This is a genomic window from Nonomuraea sp. ATR24 (assembly GCF_041950485.1).
GTDB classification, from domain to species: domain Bacteria; phylum Actinomycetota; class Actinomycetes; order Streptosporangiales; family Streptosporangiaceae; genus Nonomuraea; species Nonomuraea ceibae.
In genome coordinates, this window is sequence record NZ_JBGNUU010000011.1 from 111,226 (window position 1) to 132,031 (window position 20,806).

Consider the following 20,806-nt stretch of genomic DNA (forward strand, 5'->3'; position numbering starts at 1 on the left):
CGCCGACACTGCACGGGCACAAACAGTAAGGAGGCTCCTGACTTCCCCTGCGAGGTGTGGGCATGGTTCCGTTGATCGGGATCGAGGAGGAGTACCTCGTCGTCGATCCCCGCACCCGCCACGTCACTCCCCGGGCGGCCGACGTGCTGGCCGCCGCCACGGACATGCTCGACGTGGCGCACGAGATCACCCGATTCCAGGTGGAGGCCCGGACAGCGCCGTCCGCGGACCTGACCGAGCTGGGCACACAGCTGCGCGCCGCGCGCAAGGAGGTGGCCGGGGCGGCCCGCTCGTGCGGGCTGGCCGTCGTGGCCAGCGGCATCCCCGTGCTCGGCAACGTCATGCCGCCGCCGCTGACCGAGGACGCGCGCTACGAACAGGGCCGCGTCCTCTACCGCGCGTTACAGGACGAGATCAGCATCTGCGCCCTGCACGTGCACGTGGACGTGCCCGACGAGGAGCACGCCGTCTACGTGGGCAACCATCTGCGCCCCTGGCTGCCCACCCTCATCGCGCTGGCCGCCAACTCGCCGTTCTTCGTCGGCCGCGACACCGGCTACGCCTCCTGGCGGGTCATCTCGTGGGGACGCTGGCCGGTGTCGGGCGCGCCGCCGTACTTCCCGACGTTCGCCGACTACGAGCTGGCGCTGCGGGCGCTGGCGGAGTCGGGGGCGCTGATGGACCCGAAGACGGTCTTCTGGGACGCCAGGCCCTCGCCCAAGCTGCCGACGGTCGAGGTGCGCGTCGCCGACGTGCCGCTCGACGTGAGCGACAGCCTCACCATCATCGGCCTGGTCCGCGGCCTCGTCGTCACGGCGCTGGCCGCCGTGGCGCGCGGCGACCGCGGGCTGCCCGTTCCCGGCGAGGTGCTGCGCGCCGCCTACTGGCGCGCCGCCCGCGACGGGCTCGCGGGCGACAGCCTGGACGTGCGGCACGGCACGCTCGTGCCCGCCCCGGTGCTGGTCGGCCGCCTGCTCGACCACGTACGGCACGCCCTGGCGGAGGCCGGTGACCTGCCGTTCGTCGAGGAGGGGCTGGACCGGCTGCTCCGCAAGGGGTCCGGGGCGGCGCGGCAGCGCCGGGTGCACGCCCGGGGCCACGACCTCGCGGAGGTGGTGGACGACCTCATCGAGGCCACCGTCGCCTGACCGGGGTCAGCACGGGTCAGCGCAGGGCGAGCGCCATCGCGACGCCCAGCCCGAAGACGACCACGACGCCGCGCAGCACCGCCGGTGACATGAGGCGGGCCAGGCGGGTGCCCAGCAGGCCGCCCGCCAGGCTCGCCGGCGCGATGACCGCCACCGCCGCCCACTCGACCGGCCCGAACAGCGCGAACGCCACCACCGACACCGTGCAGATCGCCAGCGACAGCACCGCGCGCACGGCGTTGACCCGCTGGAGGTGGTCGTGCAGGAACATGCCGAGCACCGCCAGCAGCAGCACGCCCATGCCGCCGTTGAAGTACGCGCCGTAGCAGCCGCCGAGGAACACCCCGGCGTACACGAGCCTGCTGGGCCGCTCCCCGTCGCCGCCGCCGAACCGCTTGCGCAGCCACGGCTGGGCCAGCAGCGCCAGGCTGGCGAAGGCCACCAGCCACGGCACCAGCGCCTCGAACGTGTCGCCCGGCGTGTTCAGCAGCAGCGCGCTGCCCGCGACCGCGCCCAGCACCGCCACCCCCGCCAGCCCGGCCGCCCGGCGCCGCCGCCCGCGCAGCTCGGCGCGGTAGCCGAAGGCCCCGCCGAGGTAGCCGGGCCACAGCGCCACCGCGTTCGTCACCGTGGCGGTCACCCCCGGGTAGCCGAGCGCCATCAGCGCCGGGAACGAGACCAGCGTGCCGCCTCCGGCGAGCGCGTTCACCACGCCGGCCAGCAGACCGGCCCCGGCCAGGAACAGGACGTCACCCAGCGGGATCATGCGAACTCCTTACGTGCGGATCCCGCTGCTGGGGGAAACGGGGAGAACCAATGAGAAAGACGGTCAACGGCCGACCGCGTAGCCCTGGGCGCCGCGCGGGTTCGCGCCGGCCTTCAGGAAGTCGCCGTCACGGGCCACCGCGCTGAGGCGGCCGAGCGACCACGGCCCCTGCACCTCGACCTCGTGCCCGCGCCGCCGCAGCTCCGCCACGACCGCCGGGTCCAGCCGCTCCTCCACGTGCACGACCCCCGGCCGGGAGCCGCGCGGGAAGAACGAGCTGGGGAAGTGCTCGGTGTGGAACGTCGGGGCGTCGATGGCCTCCTGGAGGTTCAGGCCGCCGTGGACCAGCGCCAGGAACAGGTTGACGCTCCACTGGTCCTGCTGGTCGCCGCCCGGCGTGCCGAACGCCAGCCACGGCCTGCCGTCACGCAGCGCGAACGACGGCGACAGCGTCGTGCGCGGGCGCGCCCCCGGCCGCAGCGAGGCGGGCAGCCCCTCCTGCAGCCAGAACATCTGGGCCCGGGTGCCCAGGCCGAAGCCCAGCGACGGGATGACCGGCGAGCTCTGCAGCCAGCCGCCGCTCGGCGTGGCCGACACCATGTTGCCGTGCCGGTCGACGACGTCGACGTGGCAGGTGTCGCCGCGCACGGCGCCGTCGGAGGTGACGACCTCGTCGCCGGTGTCCTCGGCCGGGACGACGAGCCTGCTCACGGTGGGCTCGCCCACCCCGGCCCGCCGCCCGGACGCGCCGGGCGCCGGACCGGCGGCGTCGGCCGGGGGCAGCACCGGCAGCCGGGGCTCGCGCCCGCCGGGGGAGCCGGGCCGCAGCTCCAGGCTGGCGGTGTCGCCGATGAGCGCGCGCCGCCCGGCGTTGTACGGCTCGGACAGCAGGTCGGCCAGGGGCACGTCGGTGTCGCCGTACCAGGCCTCGCGGTCGGCGAAGGCCAGCTTGGCCGCCTCGGTCACGGTGTGCACGTAGTCGGCGCTCAGCACGCCCATGCCGGTCAGGTCGTACCCGGACAGCAGCGCGAGCTGCTGCAGGAACACCGGCCCCTGGCCCCACGGCCCGGTCTTGCACACGGTGTGCCCGTGGTAGTCGAAGGTGACCGGCTCCTCCACCGACGCCGACCAGGAGGCCAGGTCGTCGCCGGTGAGCAGGCCGCCGTGCCGCTCGCCGGAGGTGTCCAGCCAGGAGGTGGTGGCGCTGAACTCGGCGATCGCCTCCGCCACGAACCCCTCGTACCAGGCGCGGCGGGCGGCCTGGAGCTGGCCCTCGCGGGAGGCCGACGCGGCCTCGGCCTCGGCCACGATCCGCCGGTAGGTGGCGGCCAGCACCGGGTTGGCCAGCTTCGAGCCCGGCGCGGGCACGTCGCCGCCGGGCAGCCAGGTGGCCGCCGACGTCGTCCACTCGTCGGTGAACAGCTCCTTGACGGTGGCGATCGTGGTGGCGATCCGCTCCAGCACCGGCACCCCGCGCTCGGCGTAGTGGATCGCCGGGGCCAGCACGTCGGCCAGCTTCCAGGTGCCCCACCGCTCCAGCATGAGCAGCCAGCCGCCGAACGCGCCCGGCACCGTGGCCGCGAGCAGCCCGGTGCCCGGCACCACGTCCAGGCCCAGCCCGGCGAAGCGCTCAAGGGTCGCGGCTGCCGGGGCCACGCCCTGCCCGCACACGGTGGACACGCGCTGGTCGGCCTCGCTCCACAGCAGGATCGGCACCTCGCCGGCCGGCCCGTTCAGGTGCGGCTCGGCCACCTGCAGCACGAACCCGGCCGCCACCGCCGCGTCGAACGCGTTGCCGCCGCGCTCCAGCACGCCCATGCCCGTCGCGGAGGCCAGCCAGTGCGTGCTGGCCACCATGCCGAAGTCGCCCGTCAGCTCGGGCCTCGTGGTGAACAAGTGCGGTCCTTTCATGAGGCGGCGGCCGCGTCGGGGAGGCGGTCCGCCGTGACGAGGTGGCAGGCGGCCGGGTGGCCGCCCGTGCGCGGGTCGGCCAGCTCGGGCTCGCGGGTGCGGCACTCGTCGAACGCCAGCGGGCACCGGGTGTGGAAGCGGCAGCCGGACGGCGGGTCCACCGGGCTCGGCACGTCGCCGCCCAGCACGATCCGCCGCCGCTCGCGCTGCCTGACCGGGTCGGCGACCGGCGCCGCCGACAGCAGCGCCTGCGTGTACGGGTGGCGCGGCTCGGCGAACAGCCGCGCCGTCGGCCCCGACTCGACGATCCTGCCCAGGTACATCACCGCGATCCGGTCGGCCAGGAACTCCACCACCGACAGGTCGTGCGTGATGAACAGGCAGGAGAAGCCCAGCTCTCGCTGCAGATCGGTGATCAGGTTGAGCACCGACGCCTGCACCGACACGTCCAGCGCCGACACCGGCTCGTCGGCCACGACCAGCTTCGGGTTGAGGATCAGCGCGCGGGCCAGCCCGACCCGCTGCCGCTGCCCGCCCGACAGCTCGTGCGGGAACCGGGTGGCCATCTCCGGCCGCAGCCCCACCTGTTCCAGCATCTGCGCGACCCGGCGGCCCACCTCCCGCCTGGCCACCGCCTTGTGGTGGATCAGCGGCTCACCGACGATCTGCTCGATCGTGAAGCGCGGGTTCAGCGACGAGAACGGGTCCTGGAACACCATGTGCACGTCCCGGCGCAGCGGGCGCATCGAGCGCCGCGACAGGTGCGTGATGTCGGTGCCGCTCAGGCTGATCCGGCCCGACGTGGGCTCGATCAGCCGCAGCACGCACTTGCCGACGGTGGACTTGCCGCTGCCGGACTCGCCGACCAGGCCGAGCACCTCGCCCTTGCCGATCTCCAGCGACAGGCCGTCCACCGCGCGCACCTGGCCATAGTGCATGACCAGGTCGTCGATCTTCAGTACGGGTTCGGTCATGGCTGCTCTCCAGGGTGGAAGCAGGCCGCCAGGTGGCCGGCCGCCTGCCGTACCAGAGGGGGCCTGGAGGTGGCGCAGTCGTCCTGGGCGCGCGGGCAGCGCGCCCGGAACGCGCACTCGTCCGGGTCGGACATCGGCGAGGGGACCATGCCGGGGATCTCCGCCAGCCGCCCGTTCACCGCCGCCGACGGCAGCGCCTTCATCAGGCCCAGCGTGTACGGGTGCCGGGGCCGGGCGAACAGCTCGGTCACCGGCGCCTGCTCGACGGCGCGGCCCGCGTACATGACCACGGCCCGGTCGGCGATGTCGGCGACGACGCCGAGGTCGTGCGTGATCAGGATGATCGCGGTGCCGAGCCGGTCGCGCAGGTCGCGGAAGACGTCCAGGACGCCCGCCTGGATCGTCACGTCCAGCGCGGTCGTCGGCTCGTCGGCGATGAGCACACGCGGCGAGCACGCCACCGCGATCGCGATCATCACGCGCTGCCGCATGCCGCCGGAGAGCTGGTGCGGATACTCCTTGACGCGGCGGCGCGGCGCCGGGATGCCGACGAGCTCCAGCAGCTCGACCGCGCGGTCCATGGCGGCCCGGCGCGACAGCTTCTCGTGCCTGCGCAGGACCTCGGCGATCTGGTAGCCGACCGTGAACGACGGGTTGAGCGAGGTCATCGGCTCCTGGAAGACGACGGACACGTCCTTGCCGCGCACCTTGCGCAGCTCCGGCTCGGGCAGCGTGGTCAGCTCGCGGCCGTCCAGCCTGATCGAGCCGCTGAGCTTCGTCGTGCCGGGCGGCAGCAGCCTGGGCACCGACATCGCGGTGACCGACTTGCCGCAGCCCGACTCGCCGCACAGCGCCAGGATCTCGCCCTCCTCCAGCGTGAGTGAGATGTCCCTGACCGCCTGGACCAGGCCGTCCTCGGTGTCGAAGTGCACGGCCAGGTCGGTGATCTCCAGCAGGCTCATCTGCCGCTCCTCGGGTCGAGCACGTCACGCAGCCCGTCGCCCAGCAGGTTGAAGCCGAGCGTGGCCAGCGCGATCATCACGCCGGGCCAGATGGCCAGCCAGGGGGCGACGTCCAGGTACTGCTGGGCGGTGGTGAGCATGACGCCCCACGACGGGGTCGGCGGCTGCACGCCCAGGCCCAGGAACGACAGCGTCGACTCGCCGATGATCGCCGCCGGGATCGCCACCGTGGCCTGCACGATCAGCGGGTTGGCGCAGTTCGGCAGCACGTAACGGAACAGGATGTGCCGGTCGCCCGCGCCGTCGGCGATGGCCGCGGCGACGTAGTCCATCTCGCGGATCGCCAGCACCTCGCCCCGGGTGATCCGGATGATCGCCGGAAGCTGGGAGAAGCCCAGCGCGAGCACCACACCCTTGAGCGACGGCCCGATGATCGCCGCCAGGCCGACCGCGAACACCAGGAACGGGAACGCCAGCGTCACGTCCACCAGCCGCATCACGACCGGGTCCAGCCAGCGTCGGTAGAACCCGGCCACCAGCCCGATCGGGATGCCGATCACCATCGCCAGCAGCGTCGACAGCACGCCCGCCTGGAGCGACACCTGCGCGCCGTGCGCGATCCTGGCCAGCGCGTCGCGGCCCAGGTCGTCGGTGCCCAGCGGGTGCGCGCCCGACGGCGGAGCCAGCGTCGCCGCGTAGTCCTGCGCCGACGGATCGCCCGTCACCAGCGGCCCGGCCAGCGCCAGCAGCAGGAACGCCGCCACCAGCACCAGGCCCGCCATCGGCATCGGCCGCCGCCGGAAGCGCCGCCACAGCCTGCGCCGCCGGTCGGCCCGGCCCGACCTCACGGGTACGGCCAGCGTCTCAGCCATGACCGCCTCCCGAGAGCCGGATGCGCGGGTTCAGGTAGGCGTAGGCGATGTCGACCAGCAGGTTGACCACCACGTAGCCGATCACCGTGACCAGCACCACCGCCTGGATGACCGGGTAGTTGCGGGTGAGCACCGCGTCCACGGTCAGCTTGCCGAAGCCCGGAATGACGAAGATCTGCTCCGTCACCACCGCGCCGCTGATGAGCGCGCCGAGCTGCAGGCCGAGCACGGTCACCACGGTCGTCAGGCTGTTGCGCAGCGCGTGCGCGCCCACCACCTTGGCCTCCGCCAGGCCCTTGGACCGGGCGGTGCGCACGTAGTCGGCCGACAGCGCGCCCAGCATCGCCGAGCGGGTCTGCCGCATGAGGATCGCGGCGAACCCGGTGCCCAGCACCAGCGCGGGGAGCAGCATGCGTTGCAGGTTCTGTCCCGGGTCCTCGGTGAACGGCACGTATCCCGAGGCGGGCAGCCAGCGCAGCGTCACCGCGAACAGCAGGATGCCGAGCAGCCCCAGCCAGAAGTGCGGCACCGACAGCCCGGCCAGGCCGAACCCGGTCGCCACGTAGTCGGCGAGCTTGCCGCGCCGTACCGAGGCCACGATGCCCGAGCCGACGCCCACGACGATCGCCACCAGCATGGCCAGCGCGGACAGCTCCAGCGTCACCGGCAGCCGCTCGGCGAGGATGTCGGCCACCGGGATCTGGTCCTGGGTGGACCGGCCGAGGTTGCCCGACAGCGTCTGGGCCACGTAGTCGACGTACTGGGCCGGCAGCGGCTTGTCCAGGCCGAACTCGTGCCGGATGGCCTCGACCACGGCGGGCGAGGCCTCCTCGCCGGCCATGACCACGGCCGGGTCGCCGGGCAGCGCCCTGACCCCCAGGAAGATCAGGACGCTGGCCACGAACAGCACGATCACCGCCGAGCCGCAGCGCCGAAGGATGAACCAGACCATCAGGCGACGAATCCGGCGGTGGCGAAGCGGGGCAGGCCGTCCTTGAAGTACTGGACGCCGGCGACGTTCTTGCTCATGCCCAGGTAGTACTTGTTGTGGTACAGGTACACGACGCCGCGCAGCTCGGCGGCCCGCTTCATGGCCTTGCTGTAGAGCTCGGCGCGCTCGGCGGTGTCCTGGGTGGCCGCCGCCTGCTTGATCGGCTCGTCGATGCCCGGGTCGGCCATGCCGGCGAAGTTGTTGCTGCCCTGGCTGGTGACCAGGTTCGTCAGGTTGCCGTCCGGGTCGACGCGGCCGGACCAGCCGCTCAGCATGGCCTGGAAGTCGCCGGACTTGCCCTGCTCCAGGGTGCTGACGAACTCGGCGGTCTCCACCGTGACGGCGAACCCGGCCTCCTTGGTCATCTGCTGGACGACCTGTGCGAGCCGCTGGTTGGTGGCGTCGTTGGGTGAGGTGAGCTTGACCGGGACGGGCGTCGGCACGCCGGACGCCTGCACGAGCTGCTTGGCCTTGGCCAGGTCGCGCTTGGGGCACTGCAGGTCGGGGGTGCGGTAGGCGCTGTCGACGGGCACCGGGAAGCAGTCGACCTCGTGCAGCCCGTTGTAGACGGTCTTGTTGATCTGCTCGCGGTCCAGGGCCAGCTCGAACGCCTCGCGCAGCTCGGGGCTCTTGGCCAGCGGGCTGTCGACGGGGCCGGCCTTCTCGGTGGAGCCGGTGGCGTTGCCGACGTTGATCTGCAGGCCGTAGTAGCCGAGGCCGCCGCCGGAGACGACCTTCAGGTTCGGGTCGGCCTGCACGCCGGCGACGGTGGTGGTGGCGAGCTGGTCGGCCACCTGGACGTCGCCGGACTTGAGGTTGGCGGCCCGCACGTTCGGGTCCACGATGATTTTGTATACGAGCTTGTCGAGCTTGACCTTGGCGGCGTCGTAGTAGTCCGGCGCCTTGTCCAGCACGATCTGGCTGCCCGAGGTCCGGGCGGAGAACTTGAACGGCCCGACGCACACGGGGGAGGCGCCGAAGTTGTCGCCCGCGCCGTCGAGCGCCTTCGGCGACATGATCATTCCGGCCCGGTCGGCGAGCTGCGCGGTCAGCGGCGTGAACGCGCGCTTCAGCGTGAGCTTCACGGTGGCCGCGTCGACGACCTCGACCTCGGAGATGGCCTCCAGGTCGGCCTGGCGGGAGGACTTCTCCCAGGTACGGTGCCGGTCCAGCGACTTCTTGACCGCCTCGGCGTCGAAGGGCGTGCCGTCGTTGAACTTCACGCCGTCACGCAGCTTGATCGTGACTTCCTTGCCGTCCTCGGAGACCTCCGGGAGGGCGGCGGCGAGCTGGGGGACCAGCTCGGACGCGGCGTCGATGTCGTAGAGCTTCTCGCACATGTTGGCGAAGACCTCGCGGCCGACGAGCGTGGTGGAGGTGCTCGGGTCGAGGGCGTCGGGGTCGGCGTTGAGCGCCACGTTCAGCGTGCCGCCGCTCTTCACGGCCCGGTTGTCCGCCGAGGCGTCGGCCACGGAGGGAGCAGCCGACGGACCGCTGGAACCGCCTCCGCCGCACGCTGTCAGTGCGAGGGGCAGCACGGCGAGTGCCGCGACGATTCTGGGGGACGGTCTCATGGTGCCTCCGAGGGGAACGGGCAGTTCGGACACTGTATACAAGACCTAACATTGCAATTGCACGCTGTTAAGAGCGGTTGTTACCTGAGTGTTTTCTAATTGATTGCGTGCTTTGTCCTGTTAGCCCGCCCGACGGCTGTCAGGAACGACCGCCTGGCGGCCGCCACGTGCGCCACCGCCCTGGCCTGCGCCTCGTCCTCGTCACCCGCCGCGATCGCCTCGTACAGGCTCAGATGCTCCGACCACGAGTGCGGGCCGCGCGCCGCCGCCGTCTGACTGAACACCCACTGCGCCCGCTGGAGCATGGGCGTCATCATCAGGTTGAGGTAGGAGTTGCCCGCCGCCTCGCCCACGGCCAGGTGGAAGGCGGTGTTGAGATCGGCCACCGCGTCCAGCCTGCCCTCGTCCACGGCCTGCCTGGCCTCCTCGAGCACCCGGCGCAACCGCTCGGCCGACGCCGTTGTGCGCTTGCGGGCCGCCAGCCGCGCCGCCAGCCCCTCGACGGCCATCCGCACGTCGAAGAGCTCGTCGCCCTCCTCGGCCGACAGCGTCGCCACGGTCGCCCCGAACCTCGGGACGACCTGGACGAATCCCTCGGCGGCCAGCACCCGGATGGACTCGCGCACCGGGTTGCGCGAGACCCCGAGCAGGGCGGCCAGCCGGTCCTCGACCAGCCGCTCGCCCTGCCCGAACTCGCCGGACATGATGCGCCGGCGAAGCTCTGCGGTGACCTCGTCGCGCAGGGTCCGGTGGGTTGCGCCGAGGGATACATCAGACATTAGGTGATTTATCGTATACAACCCTCTTCTTGTACCTGTACATGATCCCGAGCCCGGTCCCGTACATCGCCAGCCCCAGCGCGATCATCACGGCCGCCGTCGGGTAGCGCAGCCCCGGCGCCATGTGCGTGGCCAGGAACCAGCTGTGCCCGAGCTGCCCGTTGGCCACGAACACCGCCGCCAGGATGCCCTGCGGGATGAGCGGGATCGCCCCCAGCGACACACACGTGATCACCACCGCCCGCTGGACCTTCGGCATGTCGGGCAGTGCGAAGGCCGACGACGCCTTTCCCGCGGCGGCAGGCCGGCGGCCGGTGCGCATCATGTGCAACAGCTCCGGCCCCTGCGCCGCCAGCCGCCGCTCGGCCAGCGCGCCGAACCACCACAGGCACGCCGCCCCGGTCGCCGCCCCCACCGCCACGCCCGGCCAGCCCCACAACGCCGCCGCCACGCCCGCCGGCACCCCGGACGCCGCCACGAGCACCATCATCAGGTACGCCAGCCCGGTCAGCGCCCCGTCGTCCTCGCTCGTGCGCAGCGGGTTGCCGCCGCGCTTCTGCGGATCGGTGCCCGGCACCAGCGCGTACACCGACACCAGCGGCACCAGCCCCGCGCCGCCGCCGAGCAACGCCACCGACAGCGCCACGATCATCGGCCACGGGCCGCCGTTGACCGCCGTCAGCGCCACCACGAGCACCGCCGCGACCGGCGTCACCGTCACCAGCCACGCCAGCTGCCTGCCGCGCACGTCCGACGAGCCCGGCGTCATCACCGACAGCCAGAGCGCGGTGCCGTCGGCGCCGTAGAGGTTGGCCGTCATCGCCGCCGCCATCACGATGAAGATCGGCGCCGCCCACGGCAGCATCCCGGTCCACCCCAGCACCAGCGGCGCCGCCGCGAAGAACACCCCGTAGGCCAGGGCGAACGTGAGCTGATGGGTGCGCACCAGGTCCCGCGACCACGTCCGCAGCTCCTTGGCCAGCACCGCGTCCAGCGCCGTGGCCGCCCGCATCGGCCTGCGGCCCCGCGCCGACGCCCGCTCCGCCCCGGCCCGCCTCGACAGCAGCGCCGCCCACGCGCCCAGCAGCAGCGCGATCAGCACCGCCATCGCCGCCAGCGCCAGATAGTCGCCCTGGACGGCCAGCACCCCCCACCCGGACGGCAGGTAACGTACGATCGGCGGGATGCCCTCGGCCTGCCCGAGCGCGACCGCGAACACCCAGCCCTGCCCCAGGAACGCCAGGATCGCCCCGTTGACCAGCCCCGCGCCGATCGCCCCCACGCGCGAGCGCAACGCGATGCCCAGCACCCCCACCGCGACCCGCGACAGCAGCACGAACACGGCCAGCTGCAGCACCATCGCCGGCACCGCCACCAGCGCCGGCCCGGCCCCCTCCCGGACGCCGAGCACCACCAGCCCCGTCAGGGCCAGCAGGCTGACCGCCGGCGCCACCCCGACGAACGCCGACACCAGCAGCCCCGCCGCCAGCCGGTGCGGCGGCAGCCCCAGGAGCGAGAAGAACTCCGGCCGCAGCGTCTCGTCACCGCCGCCGGAGAAGACCGGGCCGATGATCCAGCCCAGCATCCACACCGCGAACGCGGCCGCCAGCCAGTCACCGTCGAGGAACGCCAGATAGATCGTGCCGGCCGCGAGCAGCGCGCCCACCGAACCCGCCGAGACCGCCATCGTCCCCCGCTGGCCGGTCAGCGAATGGCGCAGGATCGCCACCTTCATCCGCACCAGCGTCACCGCTACAGCCACGACAGCCCCTTCGTGCCGGTGGTGGCCGAGCCGACCAGCTCCACGAACCTGTCCTCCAGCGTCGCGTCGCCGCGCACCTCCTTGAGCGGCCCGGCCGCCGCCACCCGGCCCCCGTCGATCACCGCCACGTGGTCGCACAGCTGCTCCACCAGCGCCATCACGTGACTGGACAGCACGATCGAGCCGCCGCTCGCCACGAACCCGCGCAGGATCGTCTTGATCGTCGCCGCCGACACCGGGTCCACCGCCTCGAACGGCTCGTCCAGCACGAGCAGCTTCGGCCCGTGCAGCAGCGCCGTCGCCAGGCCGATCTTCTTGCGCATGCCCGTCGAGTACTCGACCACGAGCGTCTTCTCCGCCCCGTCGAGCTCCAGCACCGACAGCAGCTCCTCGGCCCGCGCCGCCACCACGTCCTTCTCCAGCCCGCGCAGCAGCCCCAGATAGGTGAGCACCTCCCGCCCGGTCAGCCGCTCCGGCATGGCCAGCCCGTCAGGCAGCACCCCCACCAGCCGTTTCGCCCCCGACGGGTCCGCCCACACGTCCGCGCCGAAGATCCGCGCGCTCCCGCCGTCGGGCCGGAGTAACCCCACCGCCATCGAGAGCGTGGTGGTCTTTCCCGCGCCGTTCTGCCCGACGAGCCCGTAGAACGATCCCTGCGGAACCGTCAGCTCGACGTGATCCACCGCGACCTTCTCGCCGAACGACTTCGTCAGACCGGCGATGTCCAGCGCCGCTGTCATGGCTGCCTCCTCGTGGCAAGCGTGAAAAGGGTGACGAACTCGCCCGCGAGCCCGCCCAGATCGAGCTCCGGATCGTGAAGCAGGCGCGCCGGCACCGCGTCCACGGCGCCGCGGATCGCGATCGCCATGCTCCGCGAGTCGAAGTCGCGGAACTCCCCGGTCGACTTGCCCCACTCGAGCAGCCTGACCACGTCGTCGATCGCCGTCTCGTGCTGCTCCGCGTACGGGCCCGGCCCGCGATCGTCCTCGCCCCGGTTGTACGTGACGATCTCTACCAGCGCCAGCAGCGGCTTGCGGTGCAGGCGCATGAAGTCGAGATTGCTCTCGAAGTAGACCCGCAGCATGTCCGTGGCCGTGGGCTGCGCCAGGATGCGCGGCACCATCAGGTCCGTCGCCACCTTGGCGACCGAGCTCACGACCGCCTCCAGAAGCTGCCGCTTGCCGCCGAAGTGGTAGGAGATCACGCCGGTGCTGATGCCCGCCCGCTGCGCGATCCTGGCCATCGACGCCCGCGCGTACCCCTCCGAGGCGAGCACGTCGATCGCGCACTCGATGATCTGCGCCCGCCGTGCTTCCTCGATGAACGACCGGCCTTCTGACGGCACGGTCAAAACTTTAAACGGCCGTTCAGATTCTGGGAAGCCGCGTGATTTCCCGGTTTACGGGAGCGACGACTCGATCAGCAGCCGGTGCGACTCCAGCAGACCCTCAGGAAGATCGTCTGGAGCGCACCAGCGGGCCTCCAGGATCTCCAGCGAGTTCAGCCGCAGCGTCCCCCCGCCCACGTAACGGGCCGCGTAGGCGATCTCGACCCGGAGCCGGAACCCGCTGCCCACCCGCACCACCTCGCCGACCTTCACCTCCAGGCCGGTCTCCTCCATGACCTCGCGGACCACCGTCTGCTCGAACGTCTCGCCCCGCTTCGCCCCGCCCGTCGGCAGACCCCACTGCCGCCCCTCCGGCCAGAACCGGTGCCGCAGCAGCAGCACGTTCCCGTCGAGGTCACGCACCACGCCGGTCACCCCGACGACGAACTTGGCCTGCGACAGATAGAGCAGCCGCCACTGCACCGGCCCGCTGATGCGACGCCAGAGCCCGGCCATCAGCTTCTTCACCGGCGTCCTCCTGACCACGTCCCGTTACGAGCAGCGTAGCGATCACGGACGCCGCGCGACGGCCATGTACGTTTCATCCGTCCACGCCCGGGCGACCCCCGGTCATCCCAGGTCATCGACCCTGAGGTCGTCCACCACGGCCCCACCCGGCCCCGAGTGCTGGCCGGACGGCCGCCCCGCCGGTACCGTCCGGCCGGGCGCGCCGCATGCCCGCCGCGCCCCGGTCCCGGAGAACCCCCCGGACCCCGGACGAAGCCCCGCCTCTGGAGCCCGCATGCCAGCACGACGCTGGGCAGCCCCCGCCCTGCTCGCCCTGTCCCTGCTCGCCCCCTTCACCCCGGTCACCCCGGCCGCCGCGGCCGAGACCGCCCCTCCACCCCTGGAAGAGATCCGCGCGACCACTACCCAGGTCGCCTTCGGGCTGCGCCGCCCCACCGCCATCGCCGCCCCCGACGACGGGACCGACCGGCTCCTCATCACCGAGAAACGCGGCACCGTACGCGTCTACCACCCGGACACCGGCCTCGCCCAGACCCCGATCATCGACATCACCGCCTCCGTCGACGAATCCGGCAACGAACGCGGCCTGCTCGGCATCGCCCTCGCCCCCGACTTCCCCCAGAGCCAGGACCTGTACCTCGCCTACACCGCGCTCCCCGACGGCGCCGTCACCCTCGCCCGCTACCGGCTCGACGAGGCCCGCCTCGAACCCCTCCTCGCCCAGGAGCACGCCGAACACAGCAACCACAACGGCGGCCAGCTCACCTTCGGCACCGACGGCCACCTCTACTGGAGCATCGGCGACGGCGGCGGCGCCGGCGACCCCTTCGACTCCGGGCAGCGCCTCGACACCCTCCTCGGCAAGATCCTCCGCATCGACGTCAGCCGGACCTGCGGCGACCTGCCCTACTGCGTCCCCGACGACAACCCCTTCACCGGCGTCCCGGGCGCCCGGCCCGAGATCTGGATGTACGGGGGCCGCAACCCCTGGCGCTTCTCCGTCGACCACGCGGACGGCTCCCTGTGGATCGCCGACGTCGGCCAGGGCCGCTGGGAGGAGATCAACCACGTCAAACCCGGGCACCAGGCCGGCGCCAACCTCGGCTGGTCCTGCTACGAGGGCCTCGAAGTCTTCGACGAGACCCAGTGCCGCCCCGACGCCCAGTACACCCAGCCGATCTTCACCTACTCGCCCTACACCGGCGGCTGCGCCGTCATCGGCGGCCAGGTCTACCGCGGACGCCAGTACGCCGACCTCGTCGGCGGCACCTACATCGCCACCGACTACTGCTCCTCCACCGTGTGGGCCCTGCGCGAGGACGGCGCCGGCGGCTACGACCAGGCCGAGATCGGCGAGATGCCCACCCAGGTCACCGCCTTCGGCAGCACCCCCCAAGGCGAGCTCTACGTCGTCAACGACCTCCCCGGCGGCCTGCACCGCGTCTCCTTCGAACGCGCCCGGCCCACCTGCTCCATCAAGCCCGTCACCCAGGTCTGGGGCACCGGCATGACCGTCGACCTCGCCATCACCAACCTCGCCGACACCCCGGTCGACGGCTGGACCCTCACCTTCCCCCTCACCCCCGGCCAGAAGATCATCTCCGACTGGAACACCACCCTCACCCAAGGCGGCGACATCGTCCAAGCCGTCAACGCCCCGCACAACCGCACCATCGCCCCCGGCGCCACCGTCACCCTGGGCTACCTGGCCGGCCACACCGGCGACCCCTCCCTCCCCACCCGCTTCACCCTCAACAACACCCCCTGCACAATCACCCCCTAACCCCCCACGAAGTCCCGCCCCCGGCCCAACGGAGTCCCGCACCCCGAAGGCCCCTCACCCCACCGGCGCCCGGCCCCCGAGCCCCGGGCGCCGGTGAGGCCCCCACGTCCGGGCACGCCGCCATGTCCGGGGGCGCCGCCACCTCGGGGTGCGTCGCAACCTCGGGGTGCGCCGCCACTTCCGGCCATGCCGCCACCCCCGGCGTGCCACCGCCCCCGGGCGCGCCGTCACCAGGCGCGTCGCCACGTCCGGACGTGCCACCACCGCCCCGGGCGTGCGCCGTCTCCAGCCGTGCCACCCGTGCGGGCGTGCCGCGACCTCGGCGTGCCCTCGCCACCAGGCGCGCCCACCTTCGGGCACGCCCCGACCTCCGGATATACCGCCTCCGGGGGCGGCCCCACCACCCCGCCGCCTGCCCCCACTACCTTGCGTGCCGCAACCCCGCGGGTCCCGTCACCTATGCGCCGCCCCCAGTGAGCGGCCGTCACCCCGTGCGGCGCGCCACCCCGTGCGGCCCGTCACCCCGTGCGGCCCGTCACCCCGTGCGGCCCGTCACCCCGTGCGGCCCGTCACCCCGTGCGGCGCGCCACCCCGTGGGCCTATCACCCCGTGCGGCGCGCCACCCTGTACGGCCCGTCGCCCCGCGAGGGTCGGCACCCGTGGTCGGCGCCTCGGTCAGGCTCGTAGGCGGAGGCCGCGGGGGGTTGGGTGGAAGCCCGCTTCCTCCAGGGCCGCTGCGAGGGGCGAGTCGACGATCGGCTCCCCGTCGGCCCGCTCCACCGTCAGCTTGCCCAGCGCCCCGTCACGCACAGCCAGCGCCAGGGCGTCGACGGCAGGCTGCAACCGCTCCCCGTCGGCGAACGACAGCAGCGTCTTGCCGCCCCGCTCGACGTACAGCACCAGGTAACCGTCGACCAGCACCACCAGCGCCCCCGCCTTCCGGCCCGGCTTGTGCCCGACTTCCCCCGGATGCGCCGGCCACCCCAGCGCGGCCCCGTACGGGTTGGCCGGGTCCGCCGCCGCCAGCACCACCGCCTGCCGCCCCCGCCCGGCTTCCCCCGCCCGGGACGAGGCCGCCCCTGAGGAGGCCGCCCCCGACGAGGCCGCCCAAGCAGCACCCGCCGGGGCGCGCCCGGACCCCGGCTCACCGGACGGCGCCCCTTCCCAAGGCCCGCCTCCGTACGAAGCCGAATCCGTGGGCGTTCCCACCCAACCCCCGTACACCTCACCCCCCGACGGGGAGGCTGCCGGGGAGGTTAGGCTCGGGGACATGGCGCGCATCCGGTCGACCGCCCCCGGGAGGGCGAACTGCGCCCCGCCGAGCCCTTCGACGAAGTAGCCCCGCCGGCACCGCCCGCTCTCCTCGTACGCCCGCAGCACCTGGTAGATCGGCGTGAACCCGCCAGGCAGCCGTTCCGCCGTGACCGCGCCGCGCGTCACCACCCCGTGCCGTTCGAGCAGCGCCTCGGCCTGGGCCTGGGCCCGCTGGGTGGCGTCGGCGGCGGGCTCGGGGAGCAGCCACCAGCGCCCGCCCACGGTCGGCGGCCCGCTCCGGCTGGGCAGCACCGCCCGCCGCCGCCTGGTCGCGGGCCGGTGCGCGGGCCGTCCGGACCCGAGCGCGGCCCGCAGCGGCGCGAGCGTGTCGCCCGACACCCGCCCCGACCACACGAGGTCCCACAGCGCCGCGGCCAGCGTGGAGTCGTCGAGCGACCCGAGCCGGTCGGACAGCCCGCGGAAGAACAGCGCCCCGCCGCCGCCGAGCGCCTCCAGCACCTGTTCGTGCACCGGCGTCATGGTGATCTCGGCGGGCTCGGCCAGCAGCAGCGGCGCGGTGTCGGCGAAGTAGAGCGACACCCACCCGTCGCCGCCCGGCAGGGCCCCCTGCCCCACCCACATCACCTCGCCGGAGGAGGTCAGCTCGTCGAGCAGCGCCGGATGGTAGCCGGGCACCCGCGACGGCAGCACCAGCGTCTCCAGCGCCGAGGCGGGAACCGCGGCTCCTTGCAGCAGCTCGACGGCCCGTACGAGCGAGTCCATCGCCCGCGCCGTGCCGCCGGAGCCGCCGGCGCGGGCGGCGCCCCGGGATCCGGTGATGCCGTGCCACGCGGGCAGGAACGTGGCCAGCGTCTCCGCCGAGACCGGCTCGACCTCCTTGCGCAGCCTGGCCAGCGACCTGCGCCGCAGCGTGCGCAGCACTCCGGCGTCGCACCACTCCTCGCCCCGCCCGCCGGGCCGGAACTCGCCGCTGACCACCCGTCCGGGCACGGCCAGCCGGCGCAGCGCGTCGGTCACCACGGCCACGCCCAGCCCGAACCGTTCGGCGGCCGTGGAGGCGTGGAACGGCCCCCGGGTGCGCGCGTGCCGCGCCACCAGGTCGGCCAGCGGGTCGGCGACCGGCTCCAGGAACACGTGGGGGATGCCCACGGGCAGCGGCGCCCCGAGCGCGTCGCGCATGCGGGAGGCGTCCTCGATCGCGGCCCACTGCGTCTCGCCCGCGATCCGTACGCGAATCGCCCGCCGCGCCCGCTCCAGCTCCTCCAGCCAGGCCGGGTCGCCGCCGCGTACGCTCACGTCGGGCGCGAGCAGCGGCCCGTGCGAGCGGAGCAGGTCGGCGAGGTCCTCCGGGTCGCGCAGCGGCCGGTCGAGCCGCGCCAGCTCCCGCTCGGTGTCGGCGATCACGTCGGGGTCGAGCAGCTCGCGCAGGTCGGCCTGGCCGAGCAGCTCGGCCAGCAGCGTCGTGTCGAGGGCCAGCGCCTGCGCCCGCCGCTCGGCCAGCGGCGCGTCGCCCTCGTACATGAACGCGCCCACGTAGTGGAACAGCAGCGACGCGGCGAACGGCGACGCCTGCGACGTCTCCACCTCCACCAGCCGCACCCGCCGCGCCGCCAGGTCGCGCATCAGCGCCACCAGCCCCGGCACGTCGAACACGTCCTGAAGGCACTCGCGCATCGTCTCCAGCACGATCGGGAACGAGGCGTACTGGGAGGCGACGCCGAGCAGATGGGCGGCCCGCTGGCGCTGCTGCCACAGCGGGCTGCGGCGGCCGGGGACGCGGCGCGGCAGCAGCAGCGCCCGCCCCGCGCACTCCCGGAACCGGGAGGCGAACAGCGCCGACCCGCCCAGCTCCTCGGTGACGATCTGCTCGATCTCGTCGGCGTCGAAGGCGGCCACGTCGGTCGGCGGCTCGGCCAGCGTGTCAGGGATGCGCAGCACGATGCCGTCGTCGGAGTGCACGGCCTGCACGTCGACGCCGTAGCGCTCGCGCAGCCGCCGGTTGATCGCCAGCGCCCACGGGGCGTGCACCCGCGCGCCGTAGGGGGAGTGGATGACGACCCGCCAGTCGCCCAGCTCGTCGTGGAAGCGCTCGACCAGCAGGGTCCGGTCGTCGGGCACGTAGCCGGTGGCCTCGCGCTGCTCGCGCAGGTAGGCCAGCAGGTTGGCGGTGGCGTAGGGGTCGAGCCCGGCCTCGCGCAGCCGGTCGGGCGACTCCTGGGCGGCCTGCTCGCGCAGGAACCCGCCGATGGCCTTGCCCAGCTCGGCGGGACGGCCGGGCGTGTCGCCGTGCCAGAACGGCAGTTTGCCCGGCTGCCCCGGCGCGGGCGAGACGAGCACCCGGTCGGCGGTGATGTCCTCGATCCGCCATGACGTCGCGCCCAGCACGAACACGTCGCCGACGCGCGACTCGTACACCATCTCCTCGTCGAGCTCGCCCACCCGGGACGCCTTCTCGCCCACCCGGGACGCCTTCTCGCCCACGAGGAAGACGCCGAACAGGCCCCGGTCGGGGATGGTGCCGCCGTTGGTGACGGCCAGCCGCTGCGCGCCGGGGCGGCCCTGGAGGGTGCCCGTCACCCGGTCCCACACGATGCGCGGACGCAGCTCGGCGAATTCCTCGCTCGGATAGCGGCCGGCCAGCATGTCGAGCGTCGCCTCCAGCGCGCTCCTGGGCAGCGTCGAGTAGGGGGCCGCCCGCTTGACCACGGCCTCCAGCTCGTCGACGGTCCACTCGTCGAGCGCGGTCATCGCGACGATCTGCTGGGCCAGCACGTCGAGCGGATTACGCGGATAGCGCAGCTCCTCGATGAGGCCGCTCTTCATCCGCTCGGCGACCACGGCCGTCTGCACGAGGTCGCCGCGGTATTTGGGGAAGATCACGCCCTTGGACACCGCGCCCACCTGGTGACCGGCCCGGCCGATGCGCTGCAGCCCGCTGGCCACGCTCGGCGGCGCCTCCACGCACGCGACCAGGTCGACCGCGCCCATGTCGATGCCCAGCTCCAGGCTGGAGGTGGCGACCACGGCCGGCAGCCGCCCGGACTTGAGCGCCTCCTCGATCTGCGCCCGCTCCTGCTTGGACACCGAGCCGTGGTGGGCGCGCACGATCTCGGTGACCACGCCCTTGCTCGCCCCCGCCTGCGCCATCACCTCGGCGGGCACGCGCGGCGGCCCCGTCTCCCAGATCGACAGGTCGACGGCCTCGGTGCCCTGCTGCCGGCCGTAGGCCAGCTCGTTGAGCCGGGTGCAGAGGCGTTCGGCCAGCCGCCGCGAGTTGGCGAACACGATCGTGGACGAATGCGCCTCGATCAGGTCGAACAGCCGGTCTTCAACATGCGGCCAGATCGACCGGTTCGCCGGGTCGGGCGCGAGGTTCTCCGCGTCGGGCGGGCGGGACTCCACCTCCGTCATGTCCTCCACCGGGACGACGACCTCGACCTCGATCACCTTGTCGGACGGCGGCTGCACCACCGTTGCCGGGCGGGAGCCACCGAGGAACGCCGCGACCTCGCTCACCGGCCGCACCGTCGCCGACAGCCCCACCCGCTGGGCGGGCCGCTCCAGCAGCGCGTCGAGCCGCTCCAGCGTGAGCGCCAGATGGGCGCCGCGCTTGGTCGCCGCCACCGCGTGCACCTCGTCGACGATCACCGTGCGCACGCCGCGCAGCGCCTCCCGCGCCTGGCTGGTGAGCAGCAGGAACAGCGACTCGGGCGTGGTGATCAGGATGTCGGACGGCCGGGCCGCGAACCGCCGCCGGTCCTCGGCGGGCGTGTCGCCCGAGCGGATCGCCACCGAGATCTCCGGCACCGGCAGCCCCAGCCGCCGCGCCGTCTGCTTGAGCCCCGCCAGCGGCGCGCGCAGGTTGCGCTCCACGTCGACGGCCAGCGCCTTGAGCGGCGACACGTACACGACCTTGGTGCCGCCGCCCTCGGACGGCTCGGCGGCCAGCCGGTCGAGCGACCACAGGAAGGCCGCCAGCGTCTTGCCGGAACCCGTGGGCGCGACCACGAGCGTGTTGTCACCGCGCGCGATCGACTCCCACGCACCGTCCTGGGCGGCGGTGGGCGCGGCGAACGCCCCGGCGAACCATTGCCTGGTCACCTGGCTGAAGTGGTCGAGCGAGCTCACGCGCTCATACTGCCTCGCCGCACCGA

Annotated in this window: 15 protein-coding genes; 2 read left to right on the forward strand and 13 right to left on the reverse strand. The window is 73.3% G+C overall.

Annotated features, from left to right (window positions below):
- Positions 1–62: 62 nt before the first annotated feature.
- Positions 63–1,148, forward strand: coding sequence for a glutamate--cysteine ligase (locus tag ACBI99_RS25765; protein WP_219503252.1), 1,086 nt, complete (start codon positions 63–65; stop codon positions 1,146–1,148).
- Positions 1,149–1,164: 16 nt separating this feature from the next.
- On the opposite strand, the gene ACBI99_RS25770 is transcribed toward ACBI99_RS25765, so the two are convergent.
- The 12 genes from ACBI99_RS25770 to ACBI99_RS25825 all read right to left on the reverse strand — a co-directional run bounded on the left by ACBI99_RS25770 (position 1,165) and on the right by ACBI99_RS25825 (position 13,594).
- Entirely contained in the window at positions 1,165–1,914 is a 750-nt protein-coding gene (locus tag ACBI99_RS25770; protein ID WP_357585224.1) for a sulfite exporter TauE/SafE family protein, read from the reverse strand.
- 63 nt (positions 1,915–1,977) lie between these two features.
- On the reverse strand, positions 1,978–3,825 hold the full coding sequence (locus ACBI99_RS25775; protein WP_375073693.1) for a gamma-glutamyltransferase family protein: 1,848 nt from the start codon (positions 3,823–3,825) through the stop codon (positions 1,978–1,980).
- Entirely contained in the window at positions 3,822–4,799 is a 978-nt protein-coding gene (locus ACBI99_RS25780) for an oligopeptide/dipeptide ABC transporter ATP-binding protein (protein WP_364175430.1), read from the reverse strand. The genes ACBI99_RS25775 and ACBI99_RS25780 overlap by 4 nt, the downstream gene beginning before the upstream one ends.
- The gene (locus ACBI99_RS25785; protein WP_375073694.1) at positions 4,796–5,761 is read right to left on the reverse strand and encodes an ABC transporter ATP-binding protein; all 966 of its coding nucleotides are present in this window, start codon (positions 5,759–5,761) and stop codon (positions 4,796–4,798) included. Before ACBI99_RS25785 ends, ACBI99_RS25780 begins: the two co-directional genes overlap by 4 nt.
- On the reverse strand, positions 5,758–6,633 hold the full coding sequence (locus ACBI99_RS25790; RefSeq protein ID WP_219503245.1) for an ABC transporter permease: 876 nt from the start codon (positions 6,631–6,633) through the stop codon (positions 5,758–5,760). The genes ACBI99_RS25785 and ACBI99_RS25790 overlap by 4 nt, the downstream gene beginning before the upstream one ends.
- Positions 6,626–7,585 carry an ABC transporter permease gene (locus ACBI99_RS25795; protein WP_219503243.1) on the reverse strand — a complete coding sequence of 320 codons (960 nt, stop codon included), beginning with the start codon at positions 7,583–7,585 and terminating at the stop codon, positions 6,626–6,628. The genes ACBI99_RS25790 and ACBI99_RS25795 overlap by 8 nt, the downstream gene beginning before the upstream one ends.
- A complete protein-coding gene (locus ACBI99_RS25800; RefSeq protein ID WP_219503240.1) occupies positions 7,585–9,096 on the reverse strand; it encodes an ABC transporter substrate-binding protein in 1,512 nt (503 codons plus the stop codon). The genes ACBI99_RS25795 and ACBI99_RS25800 overlap by 1 nt, the downstream gene beginning before the upstream one ends.
- Before the next feature lie 197 nt (positions 9,097–9,293).
- Positions 9,294–9,977, reverse strand: coding sequence for a GntR family transcriptional regulator (locus tag ACBI99_RS25805; protein ID WP_219503237.1), 684 nt, complete (start codon positions 9,975–9,977; stop codon positions 9,294–9,296).
- Positions 9,970–11,739 carry a hypothetical protein gene (locus ACBI99_RS25810; protein WP_375073695.1) on the reverse strand — a complete coding sequence of 590 codons (1,770 nt, stop codon included), beginning with the start codon at positions 11,737–11,739 and terminating at the stop codon, positions 9,970–9,972. Before ACBI99_RS25810 ends, ACBI99_RS25805 begins: the two co-directional genes overlap by 8 nt.
- Entirely contained in the window at positions 11,730–12,479 is a 750-nt protein-coding gene (locus tag ACBI99_RS25815; protein ID WP_219503230.1) for an ABC transporter ATP-binding protein, read from the reverse strand. The genes ACBI99_RS25810 and ACBI99_RS25815 overlap by 10 nt, the downstream gene beginning before the upstream one ends.
- On the reverse strand, positions 12,476–13,084 hold the full coding sequence (locus ACBI99_RS25820; protein ID WP_219503227.1) for a TetR/AcrR family transcriptional regulator: 609 nt from the start codon (positions 13,082–13,084) through the stop codon (positions 12,476–12,478). Before ACBI99_RS25820 ends, ACBI99_RS25815 begins: the two co-directional genes overlap by 4 nt.
- 54 nt (positions 13,085–13,138) lie before the next feature.
- Positions 13,139–13,594: an NUDIX hydrolase gene (locus ACBI99_RS25825; RefSeq protein ID WP_219503224.1), complete on the reverse strand. Its 456-nt coding sequence runs from the start codon at positions 13,592–13,594 to the stop codon at positions 13,139–13,141.
- 274 nt (positions 13,595–13,868) lie between these two features.
- Between ACBI99_RS25825 and ACBI99_RS25830 the strand changes: the two genes are divergently transcribed.
- Positions 13,869–15,377 (forward strand): PQQ-dependent sugar dehydrogenase, encoded by a 1,509-nt coding sequence (locus tag ACBI99_RS25830; protein ID WP_375073696.1) that lies wholly within the window; start codon positions 13,869–13,871, stop codon positions 15,375–15,377.
- Positions 15,378–16,052: 675 nt separating this feature from the next.
- Here the strand turns inward: ACBI99_RS25830 and ACBI99_RS25835 are convergent.
- Positions 16,053–20,780 carry an ATP-dependent helicase gene (locus ACBI99_RS25835; protein WP_375073697.1) on the reverse strand — a complete coding sequence of 1,576 codons (4,728 nt, stop codon included), beginning with the start codon at positions 20,778–20,780 and terminating at the stop codon, positions 16,053–16,055.
- Between the last annotated feature and the right edge of the window lie 26 nt (positions 20,781–20,806).

Excerpts from the sequence above, each read along its gene's own strand:
- ACBI99_RS25765 (WP_219503252.1), top strand. The coding sequence starts at position 63 with ATGGTTCCGTTGATCGGGATCGAGGAGGAGTACCTCGTCGTCGATCCC.
- ACBI99_RS25770 (WP_357585224.1), bottom strand. The coding sequence starts at position 1,914 with ATGATCCCGCTGGGTGACGTCCTGTTCCTGGCCGGGGCCGGTCTGCTG.
- ACBI99_RS25775 (WP_375073693.1), bottom strand. The coding sequence starts at position 3,825 with ATGAAAGGACCGCACTTGTTCACCACGAGGCCCGAGCTGACGGGCGAC.
- ACBI99_RS25780 (WP_364175430.1), bottom strand. The coding sequence starts at position 4,799 with ATGACCGAACCCGTACTGAAGATCGACGACCTGGTCATGCACTATGGC.
- ACBI99_RS25785 (WP_375073694.1), bottom strand. The coding sequence starts at position 5,761 with ATGAGCCTGCTGGAGATCACCGACCTGGCCGTGCACTTCGACACCGAG.
- ACBI99_RS25790 (WP_219503245.1), bottom strand. The coding sequence starts at position 6,633 with ATGGCTGAGACGCTGGCCGTACCCGTGAGGTCGGGCCGGGCCGACCGG.
- ACBI99_RS25795 (WP_219503243.1), bottom strand. The coding sequence starts at position 7,585 with ATGGTCTGGTTCATCCTTCGGCGCTGCGGCTCGGCGGTGATCGTGCTG.
- ACBI99_RS25805 (WP_219503237.1), bottom strand. The coding sequence starts at position 9,977 with ATGTCTGATGTATCCCTCGGCGCAACCCACCGGACCCTGCGCGACGAG.
- ACBI99_RS25815 (WP_219503230.1), bottom strand. The coding sequence starts at position 12,479 with ATGACAGCGGCGCTGGACATCGCCGGTCTGACGAAGTCGTTCGGCGAG.
- ACBI99_RS25830 (WP_375073696.1), top strand. The coding sequence starts at position 13,869 with ATGCCAGCACGACGCTGGGCAGCCCCCGCCCTGCTCGCCCTGTCCCTG.